The 20,931-nt window shown below is 71.5% G+C and carries 17 protein-coding genes; 13 read left to right on the forward strand and 4 right to left on the reverse strand.

The genetic code is table 11. From position 1 onward, the window contains the following. Positions 1–10 precede the first annotated feature (10 nt). The 5 genes from ACFWJ8_RS18095 (at position 11) to ACFWJ8_RS18115 (ending at position 5,973) form a co-directional block, all read left to right on the forward strand. The gene (locus ACFWJ8_RS18095) at positions 11–763 is read left to right on the forward strand and encodes a RibD family protein (protein ID WP_378814153.1); all 753 of its coding nucleotides are present in this window, start codon (positions 11–13) and stop codon (positions 761–763) included. Continuing rightward, a complete protein-coding gene (locus ACFWJ8_RS18100; protein WP_378814155.1) occupies positions 760–2,442 on the forward strand; it encodes a CDP-alcohol phosphatidyltransferase in 1,683 nt (560 codons plus the stop codon). Before ACFWJ8_RS18095 ends, ACFWJ8_RS18100 begins: the two co-directional genes overlap by 4 nt. A gap of 18 nt (positions 2,443–2,460) precedes the next feature. After that, entirely contained in the window at positions 2,461–2,955 is a 495-nt protein-coding gene (locus ACFWJ8_RS18105) for a GNAT family N-acetyltransferase (RefSeq protein ID WP_378814157.1), read from the forward strand. A 19-nt stretch (positions 2,956–2,974) separates the two neighbouring features. Then, positions 2,975–3,976 carry a LacI family DNA-binding transcriptional regulator gene (locus ACFWJ8_RS18110; protein ID WP_378814159.1) on the forward strand — a complete coding sequence of 334 codons (1,002 nt, stop codon included), beginning with the start codon at positions 2,975–2,977 and terminating at the stop codon, positions 3,974–3,976. A gap of 113 nt (positions 3,977–4,089) precedes the next feature. Continuing rightward, positions 4,090–5,973 carry a glycoside hydrolase family 127 protein gene (locus tag ACFWJ8_RS18115; RefSeq protein WP_378814161.1) on the forward strand — a complete coding sequence of 628 codons (1,884 nt, stop codon included), beginning with the start codon at positions 4,090–4,092 and terminating at the stop codon, positions 5,971–5,973. Positions 5,974–5,994: 21 nt separating this feature from the next. Here the strand turns inward: ACFWJ8_RS18115 and ACFWJ8_RS18120 are convergent, their stop codons facing one another. Beyond that, positions 5,995–7,377 carry an alpha/beta fold hydrolase gene (locus tag ACFWJ8_RS18120; RefSeq protein WP_378814162.1) on the reverse strand — a complete coding sequence of 461 codons (1,383 nt, stop codon included), beginning with the start codon at positions 7,375–7,377 and terminating at the stop codon, positions 5,995–5,997. A 325-nt stretch (positions 7,378–7,702) separates the two neighbouring features. Here ACFWJ8_RS18120 and ACFWJ8_RS18125 point away from each other — a divergent pair, with 325 nt between their 5' ends. The 6 genes from ACFWJ8_RS18125 (at position 7,703) to ACFWJ8_RS18150 (ending at position 13,727) form a co-directional block, all read left to right on the forward strand. Beyond that, complete coding sequence (locus ACFWJ8_RS18125; protein ID WP_378814191.1) at positions 7,703–9,799, forward strand: heavy metal translocating P-type ATPase; 2,097 nt, start codon at positions 7,703–7,705, stop codon at positions 9,797–9,799. Positions 9,800–9,887: 88 nt separating this feature from the next. Further along, on the forward strand, positions 9,888–10,844 hold the full coding sequence (locus tag ACFWJ8_RS18130) for a DUF2510 domain-containing protein (protein WP_378814163.1): 957 nt from the start codon (positions 9,888–9,890) through the stop codon (positions 10,842–10,844). Beyond that, entirely contained in the window at positions 10,841–11,647 is an 807-nt protein-coding gene (locus ACFWJ8_RS18135; RefSeq protein WP_378814164.1) for a sulfite exporter TauE/SafE family protein, read from the forward strand. The genes ACFWJ8_RS18130 and ACFWJ8_RS18135 overlap by 4 nt, the downstream gene beginning before the upstream one ends. A gap of 62 nt (positions 11,648–11,709) precedes the next feature. Continuing rightward, complete coding sequence (locus ACFWJ8_RS18140) at positions 11,710–12,159, forward strand: MaoC family dehydratase N-terminal domain-containing protein (protein WP_378814166.1); 450 nt, start codon at positions 11,710–11,712, stop codon at positions 12,157–12,159. Then, positions 12,156–12,587 (forward strand): MaoC/PaaZ C-terminal domain-containing protein, encoded by a 432-nt coding sequence (locus ACFWJ8_RS18145; RefSeq protein ID WP_378814168.1) that lies wholly within the window; start codon positions 12,156–12,158, stop codon positions 12,585–12,587. The genes ACFWJ8_RS18140 and ACFWJ8_RS18145 overlap by 4 nt, the downstream gene beginning before the upstream one ends. Before the next feature lie 3 nt (positions 12,588–12,590). Continuing rightward, the gene (locus ACFWJ8_RS18150; protein ID WP_378814170.1) at positions 12,591–13,727 is read left to right on the forward strand and encodes a UDP-N-acetylmuramate dehydrogenase; all 1,137 of its coding nucleotides are present in this window, start codon (positions 12,591–12,593) and stop codon (positions 13,725–13,727) included. A 233-nt stretch (positions 13,728–13,960) separates the two neighbouring features. Here ACFWJ8_RS18150 and ACFWJ8_RS18155 read toward each other — a convergent pair whose 3' ends face one another. Beyond that, positions 13,961–15,163: a pyridoxal phosphate-dependent aminotransferase gene (locus ACFWJ8_RS18155; RefSeq protein ID WP_378814172.1), complete on the reverse strand. Its 1,203-nt coding sequence runs from the start codon at positions 15,161–15,163 to the stop codon at positions 13,961–13,963. 147 nt (positions 15,164–15,310) lie between these two features. Between ACFWJ8_RS18155 and ACFWJ8_RS18160 the strand changes: the two genes are divergently transcribed. Continuing rightward, entirely contained in the window at positions 15,311–15,616 is a 306-nt protein-coding gene (locus ACFWJ8_RS18160; protein WP_378814174.1) for a hypothetical protein, read from the forward strand. 169 nt (positions 15,617–15,785) lie between these two features. Here the strand turns inward: ACFWJ8_RS18160 and ACFWJ8_RS18165 are convergent, their stop codons facing one another. Both ACFWJ8_RS18165 and aceB read right to left on the reverse strand, forming a co-directional pair. Next, complete coding sequence (locus ACFWJ8_RS18165) at positions 15,786–17,381, reverse strand: isocitrate lyase (protein ID WP_378814176.1); 1,596 nt, start codon at positions 17,379–17,381, stop codon at positions 15,786–15,788. Between the two features lie 25 nt (positions 17,382–17,406). Then, positions 17,407–19,071, reverse strand: coding sequence for a malate synthase A (aceB, locus tag ACFWJ8_RS18170; protein WP_378814177.1), 1,665 nt, complete (start codon positions 19,069–19,071; stop codon positions 17,407–17,409). Between the two features lie 208 nt (positions 19,072–19,279). Here aceB and ACFWJ8_RS18175 point away from each other — a divergent pair, with 208 nt between their 5' ends. Beyond that, positions 19,280–20,758 carry a helix-turn-helix domain-containing protein gene (locus ACFWJ8_RS18175; RefSeq protein WP_378814179.1) on the forward strand — a complete coding sequence of 493 codons (1,479 nt, stop codon included), beginning with the start codon at positions 19,280–19,282 and terminating at the stop codon, positions 20,756–20,758. Positions 20,759–20,931 lie beyond the last annotated feature (173 nt).

Raw genomic sequence — 20,931 nt, forward strand, 5'->3', positions numbered from 1 at the left:
GCGGCCCTATGTGACCCTCAGCTGTGCGATGTCGATCGACGGCTACCTCGACAGTGCGGCGCCGCAGCGGCTCGCGATGTCGAACGCGGCCGATCTCGATCGCGTCGACGACGTGCGGGCGCGCAACGACGCGATCATGGTCGGCGCGTCCACCGTGCGCCGCGACGACCCGCGACTGCTGGTGCGCGACACCGCACGTCGCGCCCGCCGTCTGTCGTCCGGACGCACCGAGTCGCCGGTGAAGGTGACGGTCACGGCATCGGGCGACCTGTCGCCGGACGCCGCCTTCTTCACGACGGGCGAGTCGGCGCGCCTCGTGTACTGTCCGGCCGACCGTGCGGCCGCGCTGCGCGCGCGGCTGGCAGGGCTGGCGACGGTCGTCGGACTCGGCTCCGCCGACTGCGTGTCGATGGCGGACCTGCTCGACGACCTCGGCGAGCGGCAGGGCATCCGCCGGCTCATGGTCGAGGGCGGCGGCCGTGTGCTGACCCAGTTCCTCGAAGCCGACCTCGTCGACGAGCTGCACCTCGTCGTCGCCCCGTTCTTCGTGGGCGAGACCGGTGCGCCGCGCGCCGTCGGCCCCGGAAGCTTCCCGTGGACGGCGTCGCGACGTGCGCGGCTGGCCGACACACGGCAGATCGGCGACGTCGTACTGCTGCGCTACGCCCTCTCGGAGCGCTGCGACCTCGACGACCGCGGCAACCCCGGGACTGATGCGTCCGGCGCGGCCGCTGTGGCGCCCCGGGCCGAGCCGGTGCCGTGAACGCGCGGGTGCGGGACGCCGTGTCTCCGGCAACGCCGTCCCCGGAACCCGCGTCGGCGCGTCGTCGCACCGCCCTCGCGTGGGTCTCCACCGCGGTCGCGATCGCACTGCTGGTCGCCGTTCCGGTCGTGCCCGGCCTGCTCGCCTGGGACGGCGCGGCGCTGCTGCGCATCCCCGTCGAATCGCTCGTCGTCGTGCTCGTCCTCGCGATCGTGCCGTGGCGGATGCCGCGCCTCCTGCTCGCCGCCGCGTTCGGGCTGTTCGTCACGCTGGCGCTCGTGCTCGCGGGCATCGACCGCGGCTACGAGGCCGCGCTCGGCATCCACTTCGTCCCGCTGGACTGGCCGCAGCTGGCCGACGCGCACGGCGTCGTCGCGGATGCGATCGGGCGTCCGCTCGCGAACCTGCTCGTCGCCGCCATCGTGCTCGTGATCATCGGGTGCGTCTGCGGTCTCGCGTGGGCAGCCCTGCGTGTGGCGGGCGTCGTGCGGCGCTCGGCCGACGGGCGGGCGGTGCTCGCCGGCGCGACGGCGGTCTGGGTGGCGGCCGCGCTCGTGGCGCCGCCGCTGCGGACGACGGATCCGGTCGCGGCGGCGGCATCCGTCGGCTCGGTGGGCACGGCCGTCTCGCGGACGGTGTCGGCGCTCAAGGAGCAGGAGGCCGTCGCCCGCGACATCGCCGACGACGCCTATGCGGGCACCCCCGGCGACAGCCTGCTCACGGCACTGCGCGGCAAGGACGTCGTGATCGCCTTCGTCGAGAGCTACGGGCGCGTCGCCCTCGAGGGCGACGGCATCGCGGACGGCGTCGGCGCGGTGCTGAGCGACGGCGAGGCGGCGCTCACCGCCGACGGCTACACGGCGCAGAGCGCGTGGCTCACCTCGCCCACGTTCGGCGGGCGCAGCTGGCTCGCCCATTCGACGCTGCAGTCAGGCGTGTGGATCGACACCCAGACCGCGTACGAGCAGGTGGTCGCGAGCGACCGGCTGACTCTCACCCGCGTGTTCGCAGACGCCGGCTGGCGCACGGTCGCCGACGTGCCGTCGAACACGCGCGCGTGGGACGAGGGCACGACGTTCTACGGCTACGACGCACAGCTCGACGCGAACGACGTCGGCTATCGCGGCCCGAAGTTCGGCTACGCCCGCATCCCCGACCAGTACACGCTCAAGCACTTCGCCGACACCGAGCTCGCCGGAGACCACGACCCCGTCATGGCCGAGATCGACCTGGTGTCGTCCCACACGCCATGGGCGCCGCTGCCGCAGCTCGTGCCGTGGGACGAGATCGGCGACGGCTCCGTCTACGACGCCCAACCTGCGCAGAGCCAGACCGCGAGCACGGTGTGGCAGAGCCCCCGCACGGTGCAGCGGTACTACGGCATGTCGGTGCAGTACTCGCTGGGTGCGCTCGTGTCGTTCCTGCAGAACACCGACGACCCGGATCTCGTCGTCATCGTGCTCGGCGACCACCAGCCGGCATCGGTCGTGAGTGGAGCGGATGCCTCGCACGACGTGCCGGTCACGGTCATCGCGCGCGACCCTGCCGTGTTCGGTGCGACCGCCGGCTGGGGCTGGCAGCCGGGCCTCCGGCCGGGCGACGCGGCGCCGGTGTGGCGCATGGATGCGTTCCGCGACCGGTTCCTCGCCGCCTTCAGCACTGCGTCGCAGGCCGGGTGAGGCTGGCAGGATGTCGGGATGACGTTCACCCTGCGCGCCCCCGTGCTCGCCGACGCCGACGAGCTGGCGGCCCTGCACGTGTCTACGTGGCAGGAGACCTACACCGAGCTGCTGCCGGAGGGCTACTTCGACGACGGATACCTCGAACGCCGCCGCGAGATGTGGACCCGCATGCTCGGCGATCCGCGGGACGACCTGATCGTCCGGGTCGCCGAGGATGAGGGGCGCATCATCGGCTTCGCGGTGTCGGGCCGGCCGATCGGGCCGCTCGCTGCCGAGGCTCCCCGCGACCGCCACCTGTACATGCTGTACCTCGCGGCAGACCACCACGGCGGCGGAGCAGGACAGGCGCTGATCGACGGCGTGCTCGGCGACGGCCCTGCCATGCTGTGGGTGGCGAAGGAGAACCCCCGCGCCGTCGCGTTCTACCGTCGCAACGGCTTCGAGTTCGACGGCGTCGAAGAGATCGACGAGGGCGCCCCCTCGATCACCGACGCGCGCATGGTGCGTTAGCCGACACGAGGAGGACACGATGGGCGGAGCCACGATGGCCGACGTCGCGCGTGTGGCCGGGGTGTCGAAGAAGACCATCTCGAACTACTTCAACGGCTACCCGTACATCCGCCCCGACACCCGCGCGCGCATCGAGGCGGCGGTGGCCGAACTCAACTACACGCTCAACGTGTCTGCCCGCAATCTGAGCTCGGGCCGCACCGGCACGATCGCGCTCGCGATGCCCGAGATCGCGCACCCGTATTTCGCCGAACTCGCGCAGTCGGTCGTGTCGGCCGCGCAGCGCCGTGGCCTGAACGTCGTCGTCGAGGTCACCGACGGCGATCGCGCGCGCGAGCTCGCCCTGCTCCGCGGTGAGAACGGCCGCTACGTCGACGGGCTGCTGCTGCACGCGATCGCGCTCACGGCCGACGACATCGCCTCGTCGACGCTCGACGTCCCCGTCGTGCTCATCGGCGATCGTGTCCACGAGAGGCGCTTCGACTTCGTGACGGTCGCCAACGTCGAGGGTGCGTACGAGATCACTCGACTGCTGCTGCAGAGCGGTCGCCGCCGCATCCTCGCCGTCGGCGTCGACCGCGACGAGGCCGACACCGCCGCGGCGCTCCGCTTCGCCGGCTATGCGCGAGCGCTCGCCGAGGCGGGCGCCGACCTCGCCGACGAGCTGCTCGTGGGCCCGGTGCCGTGGAACCGCGCCGAGGGGGCACGGGCGGTCGCCGCCGCCCGCGAACGCGGCGTGGAGTTCGACGCCGTGTTCGGCTTCAACGACGCTCTCGCGCTGGGGGCGCTCGGCGAGCTGCAGCGTCGCGGCGCGCGCGTTCCCGAAGACGTGGCGGTGGCGGGCTTCGACGACGTGCACGAAGCAGCGCTGAGCTTCCCGCCGCTCACGACGCTCGATCCGGGTCGCGAGTGGATCGCCGAGCGCGCCGTGTCCCGGCTGGCCGAGCGCCTGGCGGCGGGCGACCTGCCGCCCGAGCTGTTCGTCGCGGCGCACCGCATCGTGCGACGCGCGTCCGCCTGACGTCGCGGTCGCCGGCATCCGCTCGTTCCGCTTTACGTGCGTAGTGCACCGGTGTACTGTCGTGCCATCCGGTTAGTACACCGGTGTACTGGATCGGCTCATCCAGGAGAGACATGACCAGCCTCACCGCCGCGCTCGCCGCGCCCGCCGTTCCCGCTCGTGCGATCGCCAGGCGGCCCTTGGACGTCCGACGCGTACGACTGGCGGGCGGCATGCTCGGCGACTGGCAGCGCCTCAACCGCGACGCGACGATCCCGCACTGCGTCGAGCGGCTCGAGTCCACCGGCGTGATCGACAACCTGCGCCGGCTCGTCGGCGAGAGCGATGCCCCGTTCCGCGGACCGCTGTTCGCCGACTCCGACCTGTACAAGACCCTCGAGGCGATCGGCTGGGAGGCGGTCCGCGGCGACGTGGCCGAGTTCGAGCCGTTCGTCACCGATGCGGTGCGCCTGCTCGGCACGGTGCAGGAGGACGACGGCTACCTCGACAGCTACTACCAGGGCCCGCACGCGGGGGAGCGGTTCACCGACCTCGCGCAGGGGCACGAGCTGTACAAGCTCGGGCATCTCGTGCAGGCCGCCATCGCGTGGGCGCACGCCGGGCGCACGGAGCTGCTCGGCATCGCCGTGCGCTACGTCGAGCTGGTGCACGCCACGTTCGGCCCCGGCGGCCGCGACGACATCGACGGGCACCCCGAGATCGAGACGGCGCTGGTCGAGCTCGCCCGGGTGACGGGAGACGACCGGCATCGTGCGCTCGCGGCCCGCATGGTCGAGCTGCGCGGTCACCGTTCGATCGGCGAGGGCGAGTTCGGCGGCGCGTACTACCAGGACCACACCCCCGTGCGGACGGCGCGGGAGGCGACCGGCCACGCCGTGCGCCAGCTGTACCTGCTGGCGGGTGTCGCGGACCTCGAGCTCGACGAGCCCGGGTCCGGCTATCGCGAGACGCTCGATGCGCTGTGGCGCAGCATCCATCACGAGAAGATGTACGCGACCGGCGGCCTCGGATCCCGCCACCGCGGCGAGTCGTTCGGCGACCCTTACGAGCTGCCCGCCGACCGCGCCTACTCGGAGACGTGCGCAGCCATCGCGAACCTGCACTGGAACTGGCGCATGCTGCTGCTGGACTCCGAGCGGGACGACGCCCGGTACGCCGACGAGCTCGAACGCGGGCTCTACAACGCGATCGCGGTCTCGACGTCGGTCGACGGCCGCTCCTACTTCTACTCCAACCCGCTGCAGCTGCGCACCGGGCACGGGCACGAGGAGGACGCGCCGTCAGCCCGGCTCGACTGGTACTTCTGTGCGTGCTGCCCGCCCAACCTCGCGCGACTGCTCGCATCGGTGAACGGCTACCTCGTGACCGAGTCGGATGCCGCCACGCAGTTCCACCTGTACGCCGCCGGGGACTACGACCTCGGATCGGGCGTGACGGCGACCGTCGACACGGACTTCCCGTGGAGCCCGCGCGTGGCGATCGCCTTCTCGGAGCCCACCACGCGCGTCACGCAGCTGCGGGTGCCGGCCTGGGCGGACGGGGCGACGCTGTCGGTCGACGGCGGGGAGGCGGTTTCGGTCTCGCCGGGCTACGCCGACGTGCCGGCCGGCGTGACGTCGGTCGCGCTGCTCCTGCCGATGGACGCGGTGTTCGAGCGGGCGCATCCGTGGGTCGACGCCGCCCGAGGTGCGGTGGCGCTCCGGCGCGGACCGGTCTACTACTGCCTCGAGGCAGCCGACCTGCCGGACTCGGTCCGGCTCGAGGATGTCGTGATCCCGGCGCTGCCGACGGCGTGGGACCGCGGCTGGGACGCCGGCCTCCGGGCCCCCGTGCTGGAGATCCTCGGGGCACGCGTGCTGCGCCGCGGCCACGCGCTGTATGCGCGGGACGCCGGCGAGCCCGCGACGGTCGACCTGGGGCCGGTGACCGCCATCCCGTACTTCCGGTGGGCGAATCGCGCGCCGGGCGCCATGCGGGTCTGGATGCCCACCCGCTGACCCCGCGCTGACCCCGCTGGGTCAGCGCGCCTCGTCCGAGTCGTCCGACCACGCGGCGAGGTCGACACCGTGGTTGTCGGGCGACGCGAGCGTCCACCATTTCGGTACGTGCGAGTCGTCGGCCAGTCGGCCGCCCGCGGCCAGCGCGGCGGCGACGCGGCTGTCGACGAGGTCTCGCGGCACCGAGACGTCGATGTGCGTCCGTCCCCGGCCGGACTTCGGCGGGTCCATCGTCTGGAACCACAGGTGAGGGCTTCGTCGCAGCGGATCCACCGCGTCGTCGGCGCCCAGGGGGTCGTACCCGAGCGCCGCGGTCCAGAACGGGCGGACGCGTGCGTCCGGGCTCTGCACCACCGCGATCCCGAGCACGGTGAGCACCGACGGGTCGGGCTCGAGGTCCAATCGCCGGGCGGCGCGCGAGACGGCTGCGGCGAGTTCGGCGTCGGCGGCGCTGAGTGCCCCGTCGCGTCGGCTGAAGGTCTTCACGAAGACGCCTTCGGGCCGCACATCGAGGTCGGGGAAGTGACCCTGCTCCTCGGCGATCGCGACCACCTCGGCGACGAGCCGTGCGCCGTGGCCGAGCGACTCGGCGCGGAAGAACGCGTGGGCCCCGCCGTAGAGCACCCGCCAGTCCTCGACGCCTTCGGAGGCGTGGAACGCCCGGGCGCTGATGACGTCGACGTCGGGCTCGATGGTGCCGTCGCCGATCGGCGGCTGCGCGACGATGACGCGCGCGAGCTGCTGCGGTCGCGTGAGCATCGGCCAGTGCCCGGTGGGCAGGTCGACGAAGGTGACGTCGCGCAGGCGCGTGAACTCCTGCACGGGAGGGGCGCCCGCCGCGATCCAGCCCCGCAGGTCGGAGACGGAGTACTCGGTCGCGACGGCGGTGACGGGGATGTCGAAGCGGCGCTCGTCGTGCAGCTGCTGGATGCCTGTCACCACGCCCGCAGGCGACGGCACGGCGTACGCGCGGAAGGCGGCCATGCCCCCTTCGCCGAGGTCGCGCAGGTCGGCGTCGTCGAACTCGCCCCAGTCGGGCAGGGGCAGCTCCGCGCCGACGGGCTCGTACCCGTTCAGCAGCGGGCTGCCGTCGGGGGTCGGGAAGCCGCCGACGAGGATCAGCCGCGCGACGCGTTCGGGCCTCGCGTCGGCCGCCGCGTACACGATGCCCGCGCCGGCGGAGTGCCCGACCAGCACCACCTGCTCGCCGGGGGCGGCGTCGATCGCCTCGACGACGGCCGCGACATGATCGGCGAGCGAGATCGTCGAGCGGTCTGCATCCACCGATCCCATTCCCGGCAGCGTCACCGGGACGGGTCTGTGGCCGGCGGCCTCGAGCGCGGGCGAGACCTCGTACCAGGCCCACCCGCCCATCCACAGACCGGCGACCAGGATGATGTCCATTTCGGCTCCTCTGGCGAATCGGGGTCACCGCCAGTGTGGCCCGGGGCGCCGACATCCGGAACCGGTGCATCGGCACGGGAATACCCGAACGCGTCGGCGCATTGACCGTTATACCCCTAGGGGGTATAACGGAACCGTCCCCTTCGATGAGGAGAACCTCGTGACCGATCCGCAGCGCGACCACCACGACCATGGCGGCGGCGCCCACGCCTCCCACGATCATGCCGGGCACGACCACTCTGGGCGCGCCCACGACGGGGGAGTGGATGCCGCCACCGCCGTGGCCCCGTCCGCCGACGCCCACGCGGGTCACGACCACGCCGCGATGGCGGGCGACGGCCATGACGCCCACGCGGGCCACGATCACGCCGCGATGGCGGGCCACGACGCCCATGTCGAACACGACGCCCACGCGGGTCACGGCGGCCACGCGGGTCACGGGGCCGACCACGTCGCACGGTTCCGCCGGCTGTTCTGGATCAACCTGATCCTCGCGGTGCCCGTCGTCGCCTTCTCGGGCATGTTCGCGATGGTGCTCGGCTACACGCTGCCCGACGCGCCGTGGGTCGCCTGGGTCTCGCCGCTGATCGGCACCGTCATGTACTTCTGGGGCGGCTGGCCGTTCCTCACCGGTGCCGTGTCGGAGCTGCGGGCGCGCAGGCCTGGGATGATGCTGCTGATCGGCCTCGCGATCACGGTGGCCTTCTTCGCGTCGTGGGGAGCGAGCCTCGGGCTGCTGCACCACGAGCTGGAGTTCTGGTGGGAGCTGGCGCTGCTCATCGTGATCATGCTGCTCGGCCACTGGATCGAGATGCGCTCGCTCGCGCAGACCACCTCCGCGCTCGACTCGCTGGCGGCGCTGCTCCCCGACGAGGCGGAGCGGGTCGAGGGCGATCGCATCGTGACCGTCTCGCCGTCCGACCTGCGCGTCGGCGACGTCGTCGTGGTCCGCCCAGGCGGCAGCGTGCCGGCCGACGGCCGCATCGTCGACGGCGGCGCCGACATGGACGAGTCGATGGTCACCGGCGAGTCCCGGCCCGTCACGCGCACCGTGGGTGACCAGCTGACCGCGGGCACGGTCGCGACGGACTCCGGGCTGCGGGTGCAGGTCACCGCGACCGGCGACGACACCACGCTCGCCGGCATCCGCCGCCTCGTCGCCGACGCGCAGAACTCGACGTCCCGCGCGCAGCGCCTGGCCGATCGCGCCGCGGGCTGGCTGTTCTGGTTCGCGCTCGGTGCGGCCGCGTTCACCGCGGTGGTGTGGAGCGCGCTCGGGATGCCGGACGAAGCCGTCGTCCGCACGATCACGGTGCTCGTGATCGCGTGCCCGCACGCGCTGGGGCTTGCGATCCCGCTCGTCGTCTCGATCGCGACCGAGCGTGCGGCGCGCGGCGGCGTCCTCGTCAAGGACCGCCTGGCGCTGGAGAGCATGCGCACGATCGGCGCCGTGCTGTTCGACAAGACCGGCACCCTCACCAAGGGTGAGCCGACGGTCGTCGACATCGCCGCCTCCGCGGGCCTCGACGCCGACGGCGTGCTGGCTCTCGCGGCATCCGCCGAGGCCGACAGCGAGCACCCGCTCGCCCGTGCCATCGTGCGGGCGGCGCGGGAGCGCGGCCTCGCGATGGCTCCGGCGACGGGGTTCCAGTCCGCGCCGGCGGTGGGCGTGACCGCGACCATCGCGGGAACCACCGTGCGGGTCGGCGGTCCGCGCCTGCTCGACGAGGTCGGCGGCTCGGATGTGCCGGCCGCGGACGCCTGGCGGGAACAGGGCTCGATCGTGCTGCACGTGGTGCGCGACGGCGAGGTCGTCGGCGGGCTCGCGCTCGCCGACGAGATCCGCCCCGAGTCCCACGAGGCCGTCGAGGCGCTGCACAAGCTCGGCGTCGAGGTGGTCATGATCACGGGGGATGCCGAGCCCGTCGCCCGCTCGGTCGCCCAGGCCTTGGGCATCGACCGCGTGTTCGCCGGCGTCCGCCCCGAAGACAAGGAGCGCAAGATCGCCGAGCTGCAGGCCGAGGGGCTGAAGGTCGCGATGGTCGGCGACGGCGTGAACGACGCGCCCGCGCTCGCCCGCGCCGACGTCGGCATCGCCATCGGCGCCGGCACCGACGTCGCGATCGGCTCGGCGGGCGTGATCCTCGCCTCGAGCGACCCGCGTTCGGTGCTGTCGGTCATCGAGCTGTCTCGTGCCAGCTACCGCAAGATGACGCAGAACCTGTGGTGGGCCGCGGGCTACAACCTCATCTCGGTGCCGCTCGCAGCGGGCGTGCTCGCCCCCATCGGCTTCGTGCTGCCGATGTCGGTCGGCGCGATCCTGATGTCGCTGTCGACGGTCGTCGTCGCGCTCAACGCGCAGCTGCTGCGTCGCCTCGACCTCAGCCCCGAGGCGAGCGTGCGCGCGGTCCTCGATCGCTGACCGGAACGAGGGATGCCGCGGCCCGGACGCTCCCGGGCCGCGGCAGGCGGCATCCGACCCACGCGCCGCGCGGGGATAGGGTTTGAGCATGACGACGACTCCTCCCGGCTGGTACGACGACGGTCACGGCGCGCTGCGCTGGTGGGACGGCGTCCAGTGGACGGAGCACGTCGCCCAGCCCGACCCTGAGCCGTCCGTGGCGCCGACCGAGGCCGAGATCGTCGCCACGCAGCTCGGGTTCGAGCCCGAGGCCGCCCAGCCCGTGGCGCCCGTCGCCCCCGCGGCGCCCGCGATCGATCCGGGCGTCGCCGCCTACCTCGCGCAGCAGAACCCCGCCGCGGCTGCGCCGCAGCAGCCGGTCGCCGAGCCCGCCGCGGCTGCGCCCTACGGTGCGGTCCAGCCCGAGGCTCCGCAGTACGGCGCGGCACCGCAGTACGGCGCGGCGCCGCAGTACGGCGCGGCACCGCAGTACGTGCCGCAGTATCCGGCCGACCCCGCGTACCCGCAGGCGTCATACCCCGGCGGCGCGTTCACGGCGGCGACCGAGCCGCGGAAGTCGAAGCTCTGGATCATCTGGGTGGTGCTCGGCGTCGTGCTGCTCGGCATCGTCATCGCGGTGGCGGTCGTCGTGCCGCTGCTGATCCTCAACGTGTCGTCGGGCGGAAGCGCCGCGCAGACCGACGACGAGAAGGCGGCCGTCGCCGCCGTGCAGTCCTACGACCACGCGTGGCAGACGGGCGACTGCGACGAGCTGCTCGCCGTGACCACCGAGGAGTTCCGCGCGGCGAGCCAGTACGTCGACTGCGAGACCTTCCAGAGCGACGCCGCGAACTTCGACGACACCTTCGACGACTACACCCTGGCGGTCACCGGCGTCGAGTCGGCCGAGGACGAGATCGACGTCACGACGAACGAGACCTACACGCTCCTCGTCGACGAGAACGGCGACCCCGCCGACCCGGCGTCCGGAGCCACCGTCTACCACTACACGCTCGTGCCGGACGGCGCCGCGTGGGTGATCGACGACCTGTACTACGACGAATGAGCGCCCCTGGCACGGAGCGTCGCCCCCACGACACGCGCTTCTATCTCACCTGCATCGGCATCGGCCTGGCCGCGGGTGTGCTGTCGGGGCTCTTCGGTGTCGGCGGCGGCACCGTCATCGTGCCGTTCCTCGTGCTGTTCCTGCATTTCGACCAGCGGCTGGCGGCCGGCACGTCGCTCGCGGCGATCGTGCCGACGGCGACCGTCGGGGTGATCTCGTACGCCGTGACGGGCTCGGTCGCATGGATCCCGGCGCTGCTGCTGGCGCTCGGCGCCGTCGTCGGCGCGCAGATCGGCACCTGGCTGCTGCCGCGGCTGTCGCTCACCGTGCTGCGGTGGGCCTTCGTCGGATTCCTCGTCGCGGTGATCGTGAGCCTGTTCCTCGTGATCCCGTCGCGGGACGCCGAACTGGTCCTCACCTGGTGGAGCGGAGCGGCACTGGTCGTGGTGGGTGTCGGGACCGGCATCCTGTCGGGTCTCATCGGCGTCGGCGGCGGGATCATCGTGGTGCCGGTGCTGATGGTGCTGTTCGGCACCAGCGACCTCGTCGCGAAGGGCACGTCGCTGCTCATGATGATCCCGACGGCGGTGTCGGGGACGGTCGGCAACATCCGCCGCGGCAACGTCGACCTCGCCGCCGCGGCCGTCGTCGGCCTCGCGGCCTGCACCACGACCGCGCTCGGCGCGTGGATCGCGACGATCGTCGACCCGTTCCTGGGCAACGTGCTGTTCGCCGTGTACCTGACGTTCATCGCCGTGCAGATGGGCCTGCGCGCCTGGCGGGGCCGCCGCCGCCCCGCCTGAACCGCGTCGCGCGAGGTGTACCGGCCGCGGAGGCCGCCCGGGCCGCTCGGTAGGATGGCTGGGTGCCAGTGAACCCCGAGCTCGTCGGTCGCGACTTCCCGCCGACGCCCCCCTACCTCGTGGGTCGCGAGAAGGTGCGCGAGTTCGCGCGCGCCGTCTTCGCCGACGACCCGCAGCACACCGACCCCGCGGCCGCGCAGGCGCTCGGCTACGCCGACGTCGTCGCGCCGCCGACCTTCGCGATCGTCGTGACCGACGCCACGCTGCAGCAGCTGCTGTCGCAGCCGGACTCGGGCATCGTGCTGCAGAACGTCCTGCACGCCGAGCAGAAGTTCCGCTACTCGCGGCCGATCGTGGCCGGCGACGAGCTCACCGCGAGGCTGTCGGTCACCGGCATCCGCGCGATGGGAGCCGCCGCGATGGTGACGAGCGAGTCCGAGATCACCGATGCCACGGGCGCGCACGTCGTCACCACGACGTCCGTCCTGCTCGTGGGGGAGGGCGACGCATGAACGACGCTTCGACAGGCTCAGCGGCCGCCGGCCTGACCGTGGGCGACGTCGTCGCCGAGCGCACGGTGCATCTCACCCGTGAGTCCCTGGTGCGCTACGCAGGGGCATCCGGGGACTTCAATCCGATCCACTACCGCGACGACGTCGCGGCGGCCGTGGGGCTGCCGGGCGTGCTCGCCCACGGCATGCTGACGATGGGCCTCGCCGTCGGCACGATCGAGCCGTGGCTCGGCGACAGCGGCCGCATCCTGGACTACGGCGTGCGCTTCACGAAGCCGGTCGTCGTCGACCCCGAGACCGGCGCGGACGTCACCGTCGTCGCCAAGGTCGGCGCGGTCGACGAGGAGTCCGTGCGCATCGACCTCACCGTGTCGCATGACGGCACCACGGTGCTCGTCAAGGCGCAGGTGCGCGTCCGGACCAGCTGACGCATGCCCGACGTAGACCCCATCCCGCTGTCGCGGCTCACGACGCTGCGCACCGGCGGCACCCCCGAGCGCATGATCGACGCGCACTCGACCGACGAGCTGGTCGCGGCGCTGCGCGACGTGTGGGCCTCGGGTGACGAGTGGCTCGTCCTCGGCGGCGGTTCGAACCTGTTCGTCGGCGACGACCCGTTCGAGGGGACCGTCGTGCGCGTGCTCACGAACGGCATCGAGCGGCTGCCGTCGCCCATCCCCGGGCGTGCCCGCATCCGCGTGCAGGCCGGACACGACTGGGACGCGGTCGTCGCGTACGCGGTCGCCGAGGGCCTCGGCGGCATCGAGGCGATGTCGGGCATCCCCGGCACCGTGGGCGCCGCCCCGGTGCAGAACATCGGCGCGTACGGCCAGGAGATCGTGCAGACGCTCAGCGAGGTGGAGCTGCTCGACGAGTCGACGGGCGACGTGTCGCTCGTGCCCGCGCCGGAGCTCGGCCTGGGCTTCCGGACGTCGGTGCTCAAGCACCACTACGGCTCGGTGCCCGCCCGCCGTGCGGTGATCCTGTCGGTCACGCTCGACCTCCCCGAGGTGGGATCCGGCGCCCGCCGGATCGCGGGCGACCAGCTGCGCACCGCACTCCGCCTCGCGCCCGACGACGAGGTGACCCTCGAGTGGGTGCGTGACCGCATCCTCGAGACGCGACGCAGCAAGGGCATGGTGCTCGACGCCGACGACCCCGACACATACAGCGCGGGCTCGTTCTTCCAGAACGCGGTCGTCTCGGCGGCCTTCGCGCGCACGCTCCCCGACGAATGCCCGCGGTGGCCGGTGCATCCCGACCTCGACCCGGTGCTCGTCATCCCGCTGGCGGACTTCGACGGCTACGTGCCGGCGCCGGCCGCCGTCGAGTCCGACGTGAAGGTGAGCGCCGGCTGGCTGATCGAGCACGCCGGAGTCCGCAAGGGCTTCAAGCTCCCGCGCTCGCGCGCCGGGCTCTCGACGAAGCACGCCCTCGCACTCACCAACCGCGGCCACGCGACCGCGGCCGAGCTCGCCGAGCTCGCCCGCTTCATCCAGGGACGCGTGCAGTCCGAGTTCGGCCTGGTGCTGCAGCCCGAGCCCGTCCTGGTGAACGTCGAGCTCTAGTCCTCTTCGTCGCACCGCTCGTCGTCGACGTGCTCGAGCAGCGCCTCTCGCTGTGCGGGCGCCAGGTTCGCCAGTGCGGCGACCACCTCGGCCACCGTCTTCAGCCGTCGTCCCATGGGGTGTCCTCTCGTCGGTCCTCATGAGGGACGACGAACGGCACCGCGCGATCTCGACAAAGAGAAACGTGGATGCCCTCAGGCCGAGGCATCCACGTTCCGAGAGGGTGTTGCGCGTCAGGACGCGAACAGGCGCTGGAGGCGCTGCACGCCCTCCAGAAGCGCGTCGTCGCCGAGGGCGTACGACAGGCGCAGGTAGCCCGACGGGCCGAAGGCCTCACCGGGGACGACCGCGACCTCGGCCTTCTCGAGGATGAGGTCGGCGAGCTCGAGCGAGGTCGTCGGGGTGACGCCCGCCCACTCGCGGCCCAGCAGGCCCCGCACGTCGGGGTACGCGTAGAACGCGCCGAGCGGCGTGGGCACCTCGACGCCGTCGATCTTCGACAGCTCCGCGACGATCGTGCGACGGCGACGGTCGAACGCCTGGCGCATCTGCTCGACCTCGTCCTGCGGACCGGTGAGGGCAGCGAGCGCCGCGCGCTGCGCGATGTTGTTGACGTTCGAGCACAGGTGCGACTGCAGGTTGCCGGCGATCTTGATGGCGTCCTTGGGGCCGAGCATCCAGCCCAGGCGCCACCCGGTCATCGCGTACGTCTTCGCGACGCCGTTGACGAGGATCGTCTGGCCTGCCGCCTCGGGGACCGCCTCCACGATCGAGACCGCGCGGGTGCCTTCGTACACGAGGTTCTGGTAGATCTCGTCCGAGATGATCCAGATGCCGTGCTCGACGGCCCACTCGCCGATCGCCTGCGTCTCTTCGAGCGTGTACACCGATCCCGTAGGGTTCGACGGCGACACGAACACGAGAGCGACGGTGCGGTCGGTGCGCGCGGCTTCGAGCTGCTCGACGGTGACCTTGTAGTCCTGGTCGGCCCCGGCGAAGACCTCGACGGGGATGCCGTCGGCCAGCGCGATCGCCTCGGGGTAGGTCGTCCAGTACGGCGCCGGCAGCAGCACCTCGTCGCCGGGGTTCACGACGGTCTGGAAGGCCTGGTAGACGGCCTGCTTGCCGCCGTTGGTGACGATGACCTGCGACGGGTCGATCTCCAGGCCCGAGTCGCGCAGCGTCTTGGCGGCGATCGCCTCGCGCAGCACGGGGAGACCGGTCGCGGGCGTGTAGCGGAAGTTCGCCGGGTTCTGCAGCGCCTCGGCGGCGGCATCCACGATGAACGAGGGCGTCGCGAAGTCGGGCTCACCGGCGGCATACGAGATGACGGGGCGGCCGGCGGCCTGCAGCGCCTTCGCCTTGGCGTCGACCTTGAGGGTCGCGGACTCGGCGATGGCGGAGAGCTTGCGGGAGAGCGGTGCGCGTTCGGTCACGCCTCGAGCGTAGTCCGCGCGCGGGCGCGGGTCAGCCGCTGATCGACGACGCGTGGCCCGTGAGTGTGTGCGAACCCGGTGTGGGTACGACGATCCGTCCGGCCCGTGTCTGTTGTCACGGCGGCCCGGAGCGGTACGGTGTGCATCGTGGATGCCTGGACCTGGGGTGCCGTCGCGTTCGCCGTCGTCCTCGTCATCGCCGGCGGCATCGCGTGGTGGCTCGCGCGCGGGTGCGTCTTCACGATGATCGGCGCGACCGGGGCCATCGTCGGCGGGCTGGCCGCCCTCTTCAGCGTCGTCCTGCTGCTCGATCCCGATGCGGCACTGCGCGTCGCGGCGATCCTCACGATCGGCTCGGGGGCCTGGCTGCTCGGCTGGGCCCTCGCAGGCGGCATCCGCGGGCAGCGGGCGCTGCGCGCGGAAGAGGCGGCGCGGGTGATCCCCCGGGCCTGATCACGATGCGTCCGCGCGCCGCCGCGATCGTCGCGATGGCCCTCGGCGGGATCGCGCAGCTCGGCGGCCGCGCAGCGCTCTCGGATGCCGGCGTCAGCTGACCCGTACGACGGATGCCCCGGACCGTTCGGCCCGGGGCATCGGCGTTGGCTTCGTCTCTCGTGGGGAGTCAGCCGAACTGGTTCATCGTGTTGTGCGCACCGCCGGCCTTGAGGGCCGCGTCGCCGGCGAAGTACTCCTTGTGGTTGTCGCCGATGTCGCTGCCGGCCATGTTCTGGTGCTTGACCGTGGCGATGCCCTCGCGGATCTCGCGACGCTGCACGCCCTTGACGTAGGCCAGCATCCCCTCGTCGCCGAAGTAGCCCTTCGCGAGGTCATCCGTCGACAGCGCCGCCGTGTGGTACGTCGGCAGGGTGATGAGGTGATGGAAGATGCCCGCGCGCGCCGAGCCGTCGCGCTGGAACGTGCGGATCTTCTCGTCCGCCAGCAGTGCCAGCTCGGTGCCGTCGTACGCGACGCTCATGAGGTCGGCACGGTCGTAGGCCGACACGTCCGCGCCCTGCTCCACGAGCAGGTCGTACGCCTGCTGGCGGAAGTTGAGGGTCCAGTTGAACGACGGGCTGTTGTTGTACACGAGCTTCGCGTTCGGGATCTCGGCGCGGATCGCGTCGACCATGCCGGCGATCTGCTCGACGTGCGGCTTCTCGGTCTCGATCCACAGCAGGTCCGCGCCGTTGCGCAGCGACGTGATGCAGTCGAGCACGACGCGCTCCTCGCCGGTCCCGGGGCGGAACTGGTACAGGTTGCTGGCCAGGCGCTTCGGGCGCAGCAGCGTGCCGTCGCGCTTGATGACGACGTCACCGTTGCCCAGCTCGTCCTGCGAGATCTCGTCGACGTCGAGGAACGCGTTGTACCGGTCGCCGAGGTCGCCGGGCTCGTGGGTGACGGCCAGCTTCTGCGTGAGCCCGGCGCCGAGCGAGTCGGTGCGGGCCACGATGACGCCGTTGTCGATGCCGAGCTCGAGGAACGCGTAGCGCACCGCGTTGATCTTCGCGATGAAGTCCTCGTGCGGGACGGTGACCTTGCCGTCCTGGTGGCCGCACTGCTTCTCGTCCGAGACCTGGTTCTCGATCTGGATGGCGCAGGCGCCCGCCTCGATCATCTTCTTGGCGAGGAGGTACGTGGCCTCGGGGTTGCCGAAGCCCGCGTCGATGTCGGCGATGATCGGCACCACGTGGGTCTCGTGGTTGTCGATCTGCGACTGGATGAAGTCGACCGCGGTCTCGTCGCCGGCCGCGCGGGCGCGGTCGAGCTGCGTGAAGAGCAGGTCGAGCTCCCGGGCGTCGGCCTGGCGCAGGAACGTGTAGAGCTCCTCGATCAGCGCCGGCACCGCGGTCTTCTCGTGCATCGACTGGTCGGGGAGCGGACCGAACTCCGAGCGGAGCGCGGCGACCATCCACCCCGACAGGTAGAGGTAGCGCTTGTTCGTGGACTTCAGGTGCTTCTTGATCGAGATGAGCTTCTGCTGCCCGATGAAGCCGTGCCACACGCCGAGCGACTGGGTGTAGACCGACGAGTCGGCGTCGTACTCGGCCATGTCGCGGCGCATGATGTCGGCGGTGTACTGCGCGATCGCCAGTCCCGTGCGGAACCGGTTCTGGGCACGCATGCGGGCGACGGACTCGGGGTCGATGGCATCCCAGCTCGGCCCGGTCTGCTCCTTGAGCGCCCGGATGGCGTCGATGTCGGCGTGGTAGGAGGTCATGTCTCTTCCTTCTTCGGGGAGTCGGTCACTCGGAGTCGGTCAGGTAGCGGTTGTAGGCCGGGAGGGTCAGGAACGCCGGGAAGTCCTGGCCCAGGGCGACCTCGCGGAAGATCTCCGCGGCGTCGTCGAAACGGTCGCCGTCGCCCCGCTCCACCTCGGCGAGCACCTCGGCGATGAGCCCCTCGACGTAGTCGCGGGTGATCGGGGTGCCGTCGTCGGTGGTGCGGTCCTGGTGGATCCACTGCCACACCTGGCTGCGGCTGATCTCGGCGGTCGCGGCATCCTCCATGAGGTTGTCGATCGCGACGGCGCCGAGGCCCCGCAGCCACGCTTCGAGGTAGCGGATCGCCACCGACACGTTCGCGTGCACGCCCGCCGTCGTGATCGGACGCCCGATGTGCACATCGATCAGGTCGGCCGCGGTGACGTGCACCTCGGGGCGCTGACGCTCGAGCTGGTTGGGACGATCGCCCAGCACCGCGTCGAACTCCGCACGCGCGGTGGGGATCAGGTCGGGGTGCGCCACCCACGTGCCGTCGAAGCCGTCGCCGGCCTCGCGCTTCTTGTCGGCTGCGACCTTCTCGAACGCGCGCGCCGTCACCTCGGGGTCGCGGCGGTTCGGGATGAACGCGCTCATGCCGCCGATCGCGAAGGCGCCGCGCTTGTGGCACGTCTGCACGAGCAGCTCGGTGTAGGCCCGCATGAACGGGACCGTCATCGTCACCTCGCTGCGGTCCGGCAGCACGAAGCGTGCGCCACGGCCGCGGTAGTTCTTGATGATCGAGAAGATGTAGTCCCAGCGGCCCGCGTTCAGGCCCGCGACGTGGTCGCGCAGCTCGAAGAGGATCTCCTCCATCTCGAACGCCGCGGGCAGCGTCTCGATCAGCACGGTCGCGCGGATCGTGCCGTGCGGGATGCCGACGTACTGCTCGCTGAAGGTGAAGACGTCGTCCCACAGCTTCGCCTCTTCGCTCGACTCGAGCTTGGCGAGGTAGAAGTAGGGGCCGCGGCCGTTCGCGATGAGCTGCTGCGCGTTGTGGAAGAAGTACAGCCCGAAGTCCACGAGCGACCCCGACGCGGCGAGCGTGCGGCCGGTGCGGTCGGTGAAGCGCAGGTGCTGCTCGGGCAGGTGCCAGCCGCGCGGGCGCATCACGATCGTGGGCGTCTCGGTGGCGGTGACCTCGTATCGCTTGCCCTCGGGGCTCGTGTACTCAAGCTCCCCGCGGATCGCGTCGCGCAGCGACAGCTGGCCCTCGACGACGTTCTTCCAGGTCGGGCTGGTGGCGTCCTCCTGGTCGGCCAGCCACACCTTCGCCCCGGAGTTCAGGGCGTTGATCGTCATCTTCGGGTCGGTGGGCCCGGTGATCTCGACGCGGCGGTCCTCGAGCCCGGGGCCGGCGCCGGCGACCTGCCAGTCCGCGTCCTCACGGATGTGGCGCGTGTCGTCGCGGAACTGCGGGTCGTGGCCGTTGCCGATCTCGAAGCGGCGCCGCATGCGGTCGGCGAGACGGTCGTGGCGGCGGGCGCCGAAGCGCTGGTGCAGCTCGATGAGGAACGTGATCGCCTCGGGCGTGAGGATCTCGTCGTAGCGGGGGCCGAGGCGGCCGGCGATCTCGATCATGGGCTGGTGGATCTGGGTGGGGATCGGTCCGGTGCGGATGCGCATCGGGGTGGCGGTTGCAGGTGTCATGTCCCTGCCTTCCTGTGAGCGACTGCGTGAGAGAGGGGGAGGGATGCCGCGCTCCGGCGTGTGGTCCGGGTCCCGGCATCCCCGTGATCCGCGTCTGGATCGATCGGGGTTGGTCGTGTGTCCACTATCCGGTGAAGTTCAGGGCCTCAACTGACCAAATCGGGTGTGAAGTTTCGAGAGATTTCTGTTTTCGTGACAGAATCGGTCCATGACGACGCTGACGACGACCGATCGCCGGGCAGAAGAACCCGACGATGGAGAGGTGGACCCCCTCACCATCGGACGCCGCATCCGGCAGCTGCGCACCGACCGCGGCACGACGCTCGAGGAGCTCGCCGCGGCCGTCGAGCGTGCCCCGAGTCAGCTGTCGATGATCGAGAACGGGCGTCGTGAGCCGAAGCTCTCGCTGCTGCAGGCGATCGCCCGCGCGCTCGGCTCATCGATCGACGCGATCCTCGAGTCCGAGCCGCTGGATGAGCGGGCGACCCTGGAGATCTCGCTCGAGCGCGCGATGCGCGGGCAGACGTTCCAGGCGCTCGGCATCCCCCCGTTCCGCATCGGCAAGACCGTGCCGACCGAGGCGCTGAAGGCGATGCTCTCGCTGCAGGGCGAGATCGAGCGGCTCCGCGACGAGCGCGCCGCCACCCCCGAGGAGGCGCGCCGCGCCAACGTCGCGCTGCGCAAGCTCATGCGCACGCAGAACAACTACTTCCCGGAGCTGGAGGAGCAGGCCCGGCGCATCCTCGACGCGGTCGACCACCCGGGCGGACCGCTCACCCAGCGCACGGCATCCGACATCGCCGCCCACCTCGGCTTCACGCTGCACTACGTGCCCGACTTGCCGCAGACGACCCGCTCGGTCGCCGACATCAAGAACGGGCGCCTGTACCTGTCGAGCCGGCTCACCGCGAAGGGCGACCCGCGCACGGCGGTGCTGCAGGCGCTGTCGAGCCGCATCCTCGGGCACCGCGAGCCGACGTCGTACGCCGACTTCCTCCGTCAGCGCGTCGAGACCAACTACCTCACCGGGGCCCTGCTCATCCCCGAGGCGCACGCGGTGCCGTTCCTGCAGGACGCCAAGAACGACCGCGCGATCTCCATCGAAGACCTCCGCGACGCCTACTCGGTGTCGTACGAGAGCGCCGCGCACCGCTTCACGAACCTCGCGACGGTGCACCTCGGGCTGCCCGTGCACTTCCTCAAGGTGCACGAGTCGGGCGTCATCACGAAGGTCTACGAGAACGACGACGTGAACTTCCCGACCGACCGCCTCGGGTCGATCGAGGGGCAGATGTGCTGCCGCAAATGGACGTCGCGCGTCGTGTTCGACGTCGACGATCATTTCAACCCGTACTACCAGTACACCGACACCGGGAACGGCACGTACTGGTGCACGGCACGCGTCGAGATGTCGAGCGAGGGCGCGCACTCGGTGTCGGTCGGCGTGCGGTTCGACGACACCAAGTGGTTCCTCGGCCGCGACACCCAGAACCGCGGAGTCTCGAAGCACTCGGTCGAGGTTTGCTGCCGGCGTGCCCCTGCCGACCTCGAGTCCTCATGGCGCGACCAGTCGTGGCCCAACGTCCGCACCCCGCGAACGCTGCTCGCGACGCTGCCGACGGGATCGTTCCCCGGCGTCGACACGACCGACGTCTACGAGTTCCTCGAGGCCCACGCCCCGCGCTGACCGGCACCGCGCTGTCGCCGAGATCAGGCGATGCGGCGGAAGGAGGCCGATCCGGCGCCGATCGTCCTGTATGCCCGGATCGTCTGATCCGGGCAGGTTCCTAGGAGGAGCGAGCGGATGCCGGGGCCGGGGCATCCGTCCGAGCTGGCAGCGCTCCGACGCTGGGAGCTCGG

The organism is Microbacterium sp. NPDC058389, from assembly GCF_042722305.1.
In the GTDB taxonomy this organism is placed as follows: Bacteria; Actinomycetota; Actinomycetes; order Actinomycetales; family Microbacteriaceae; genus Microbacterium.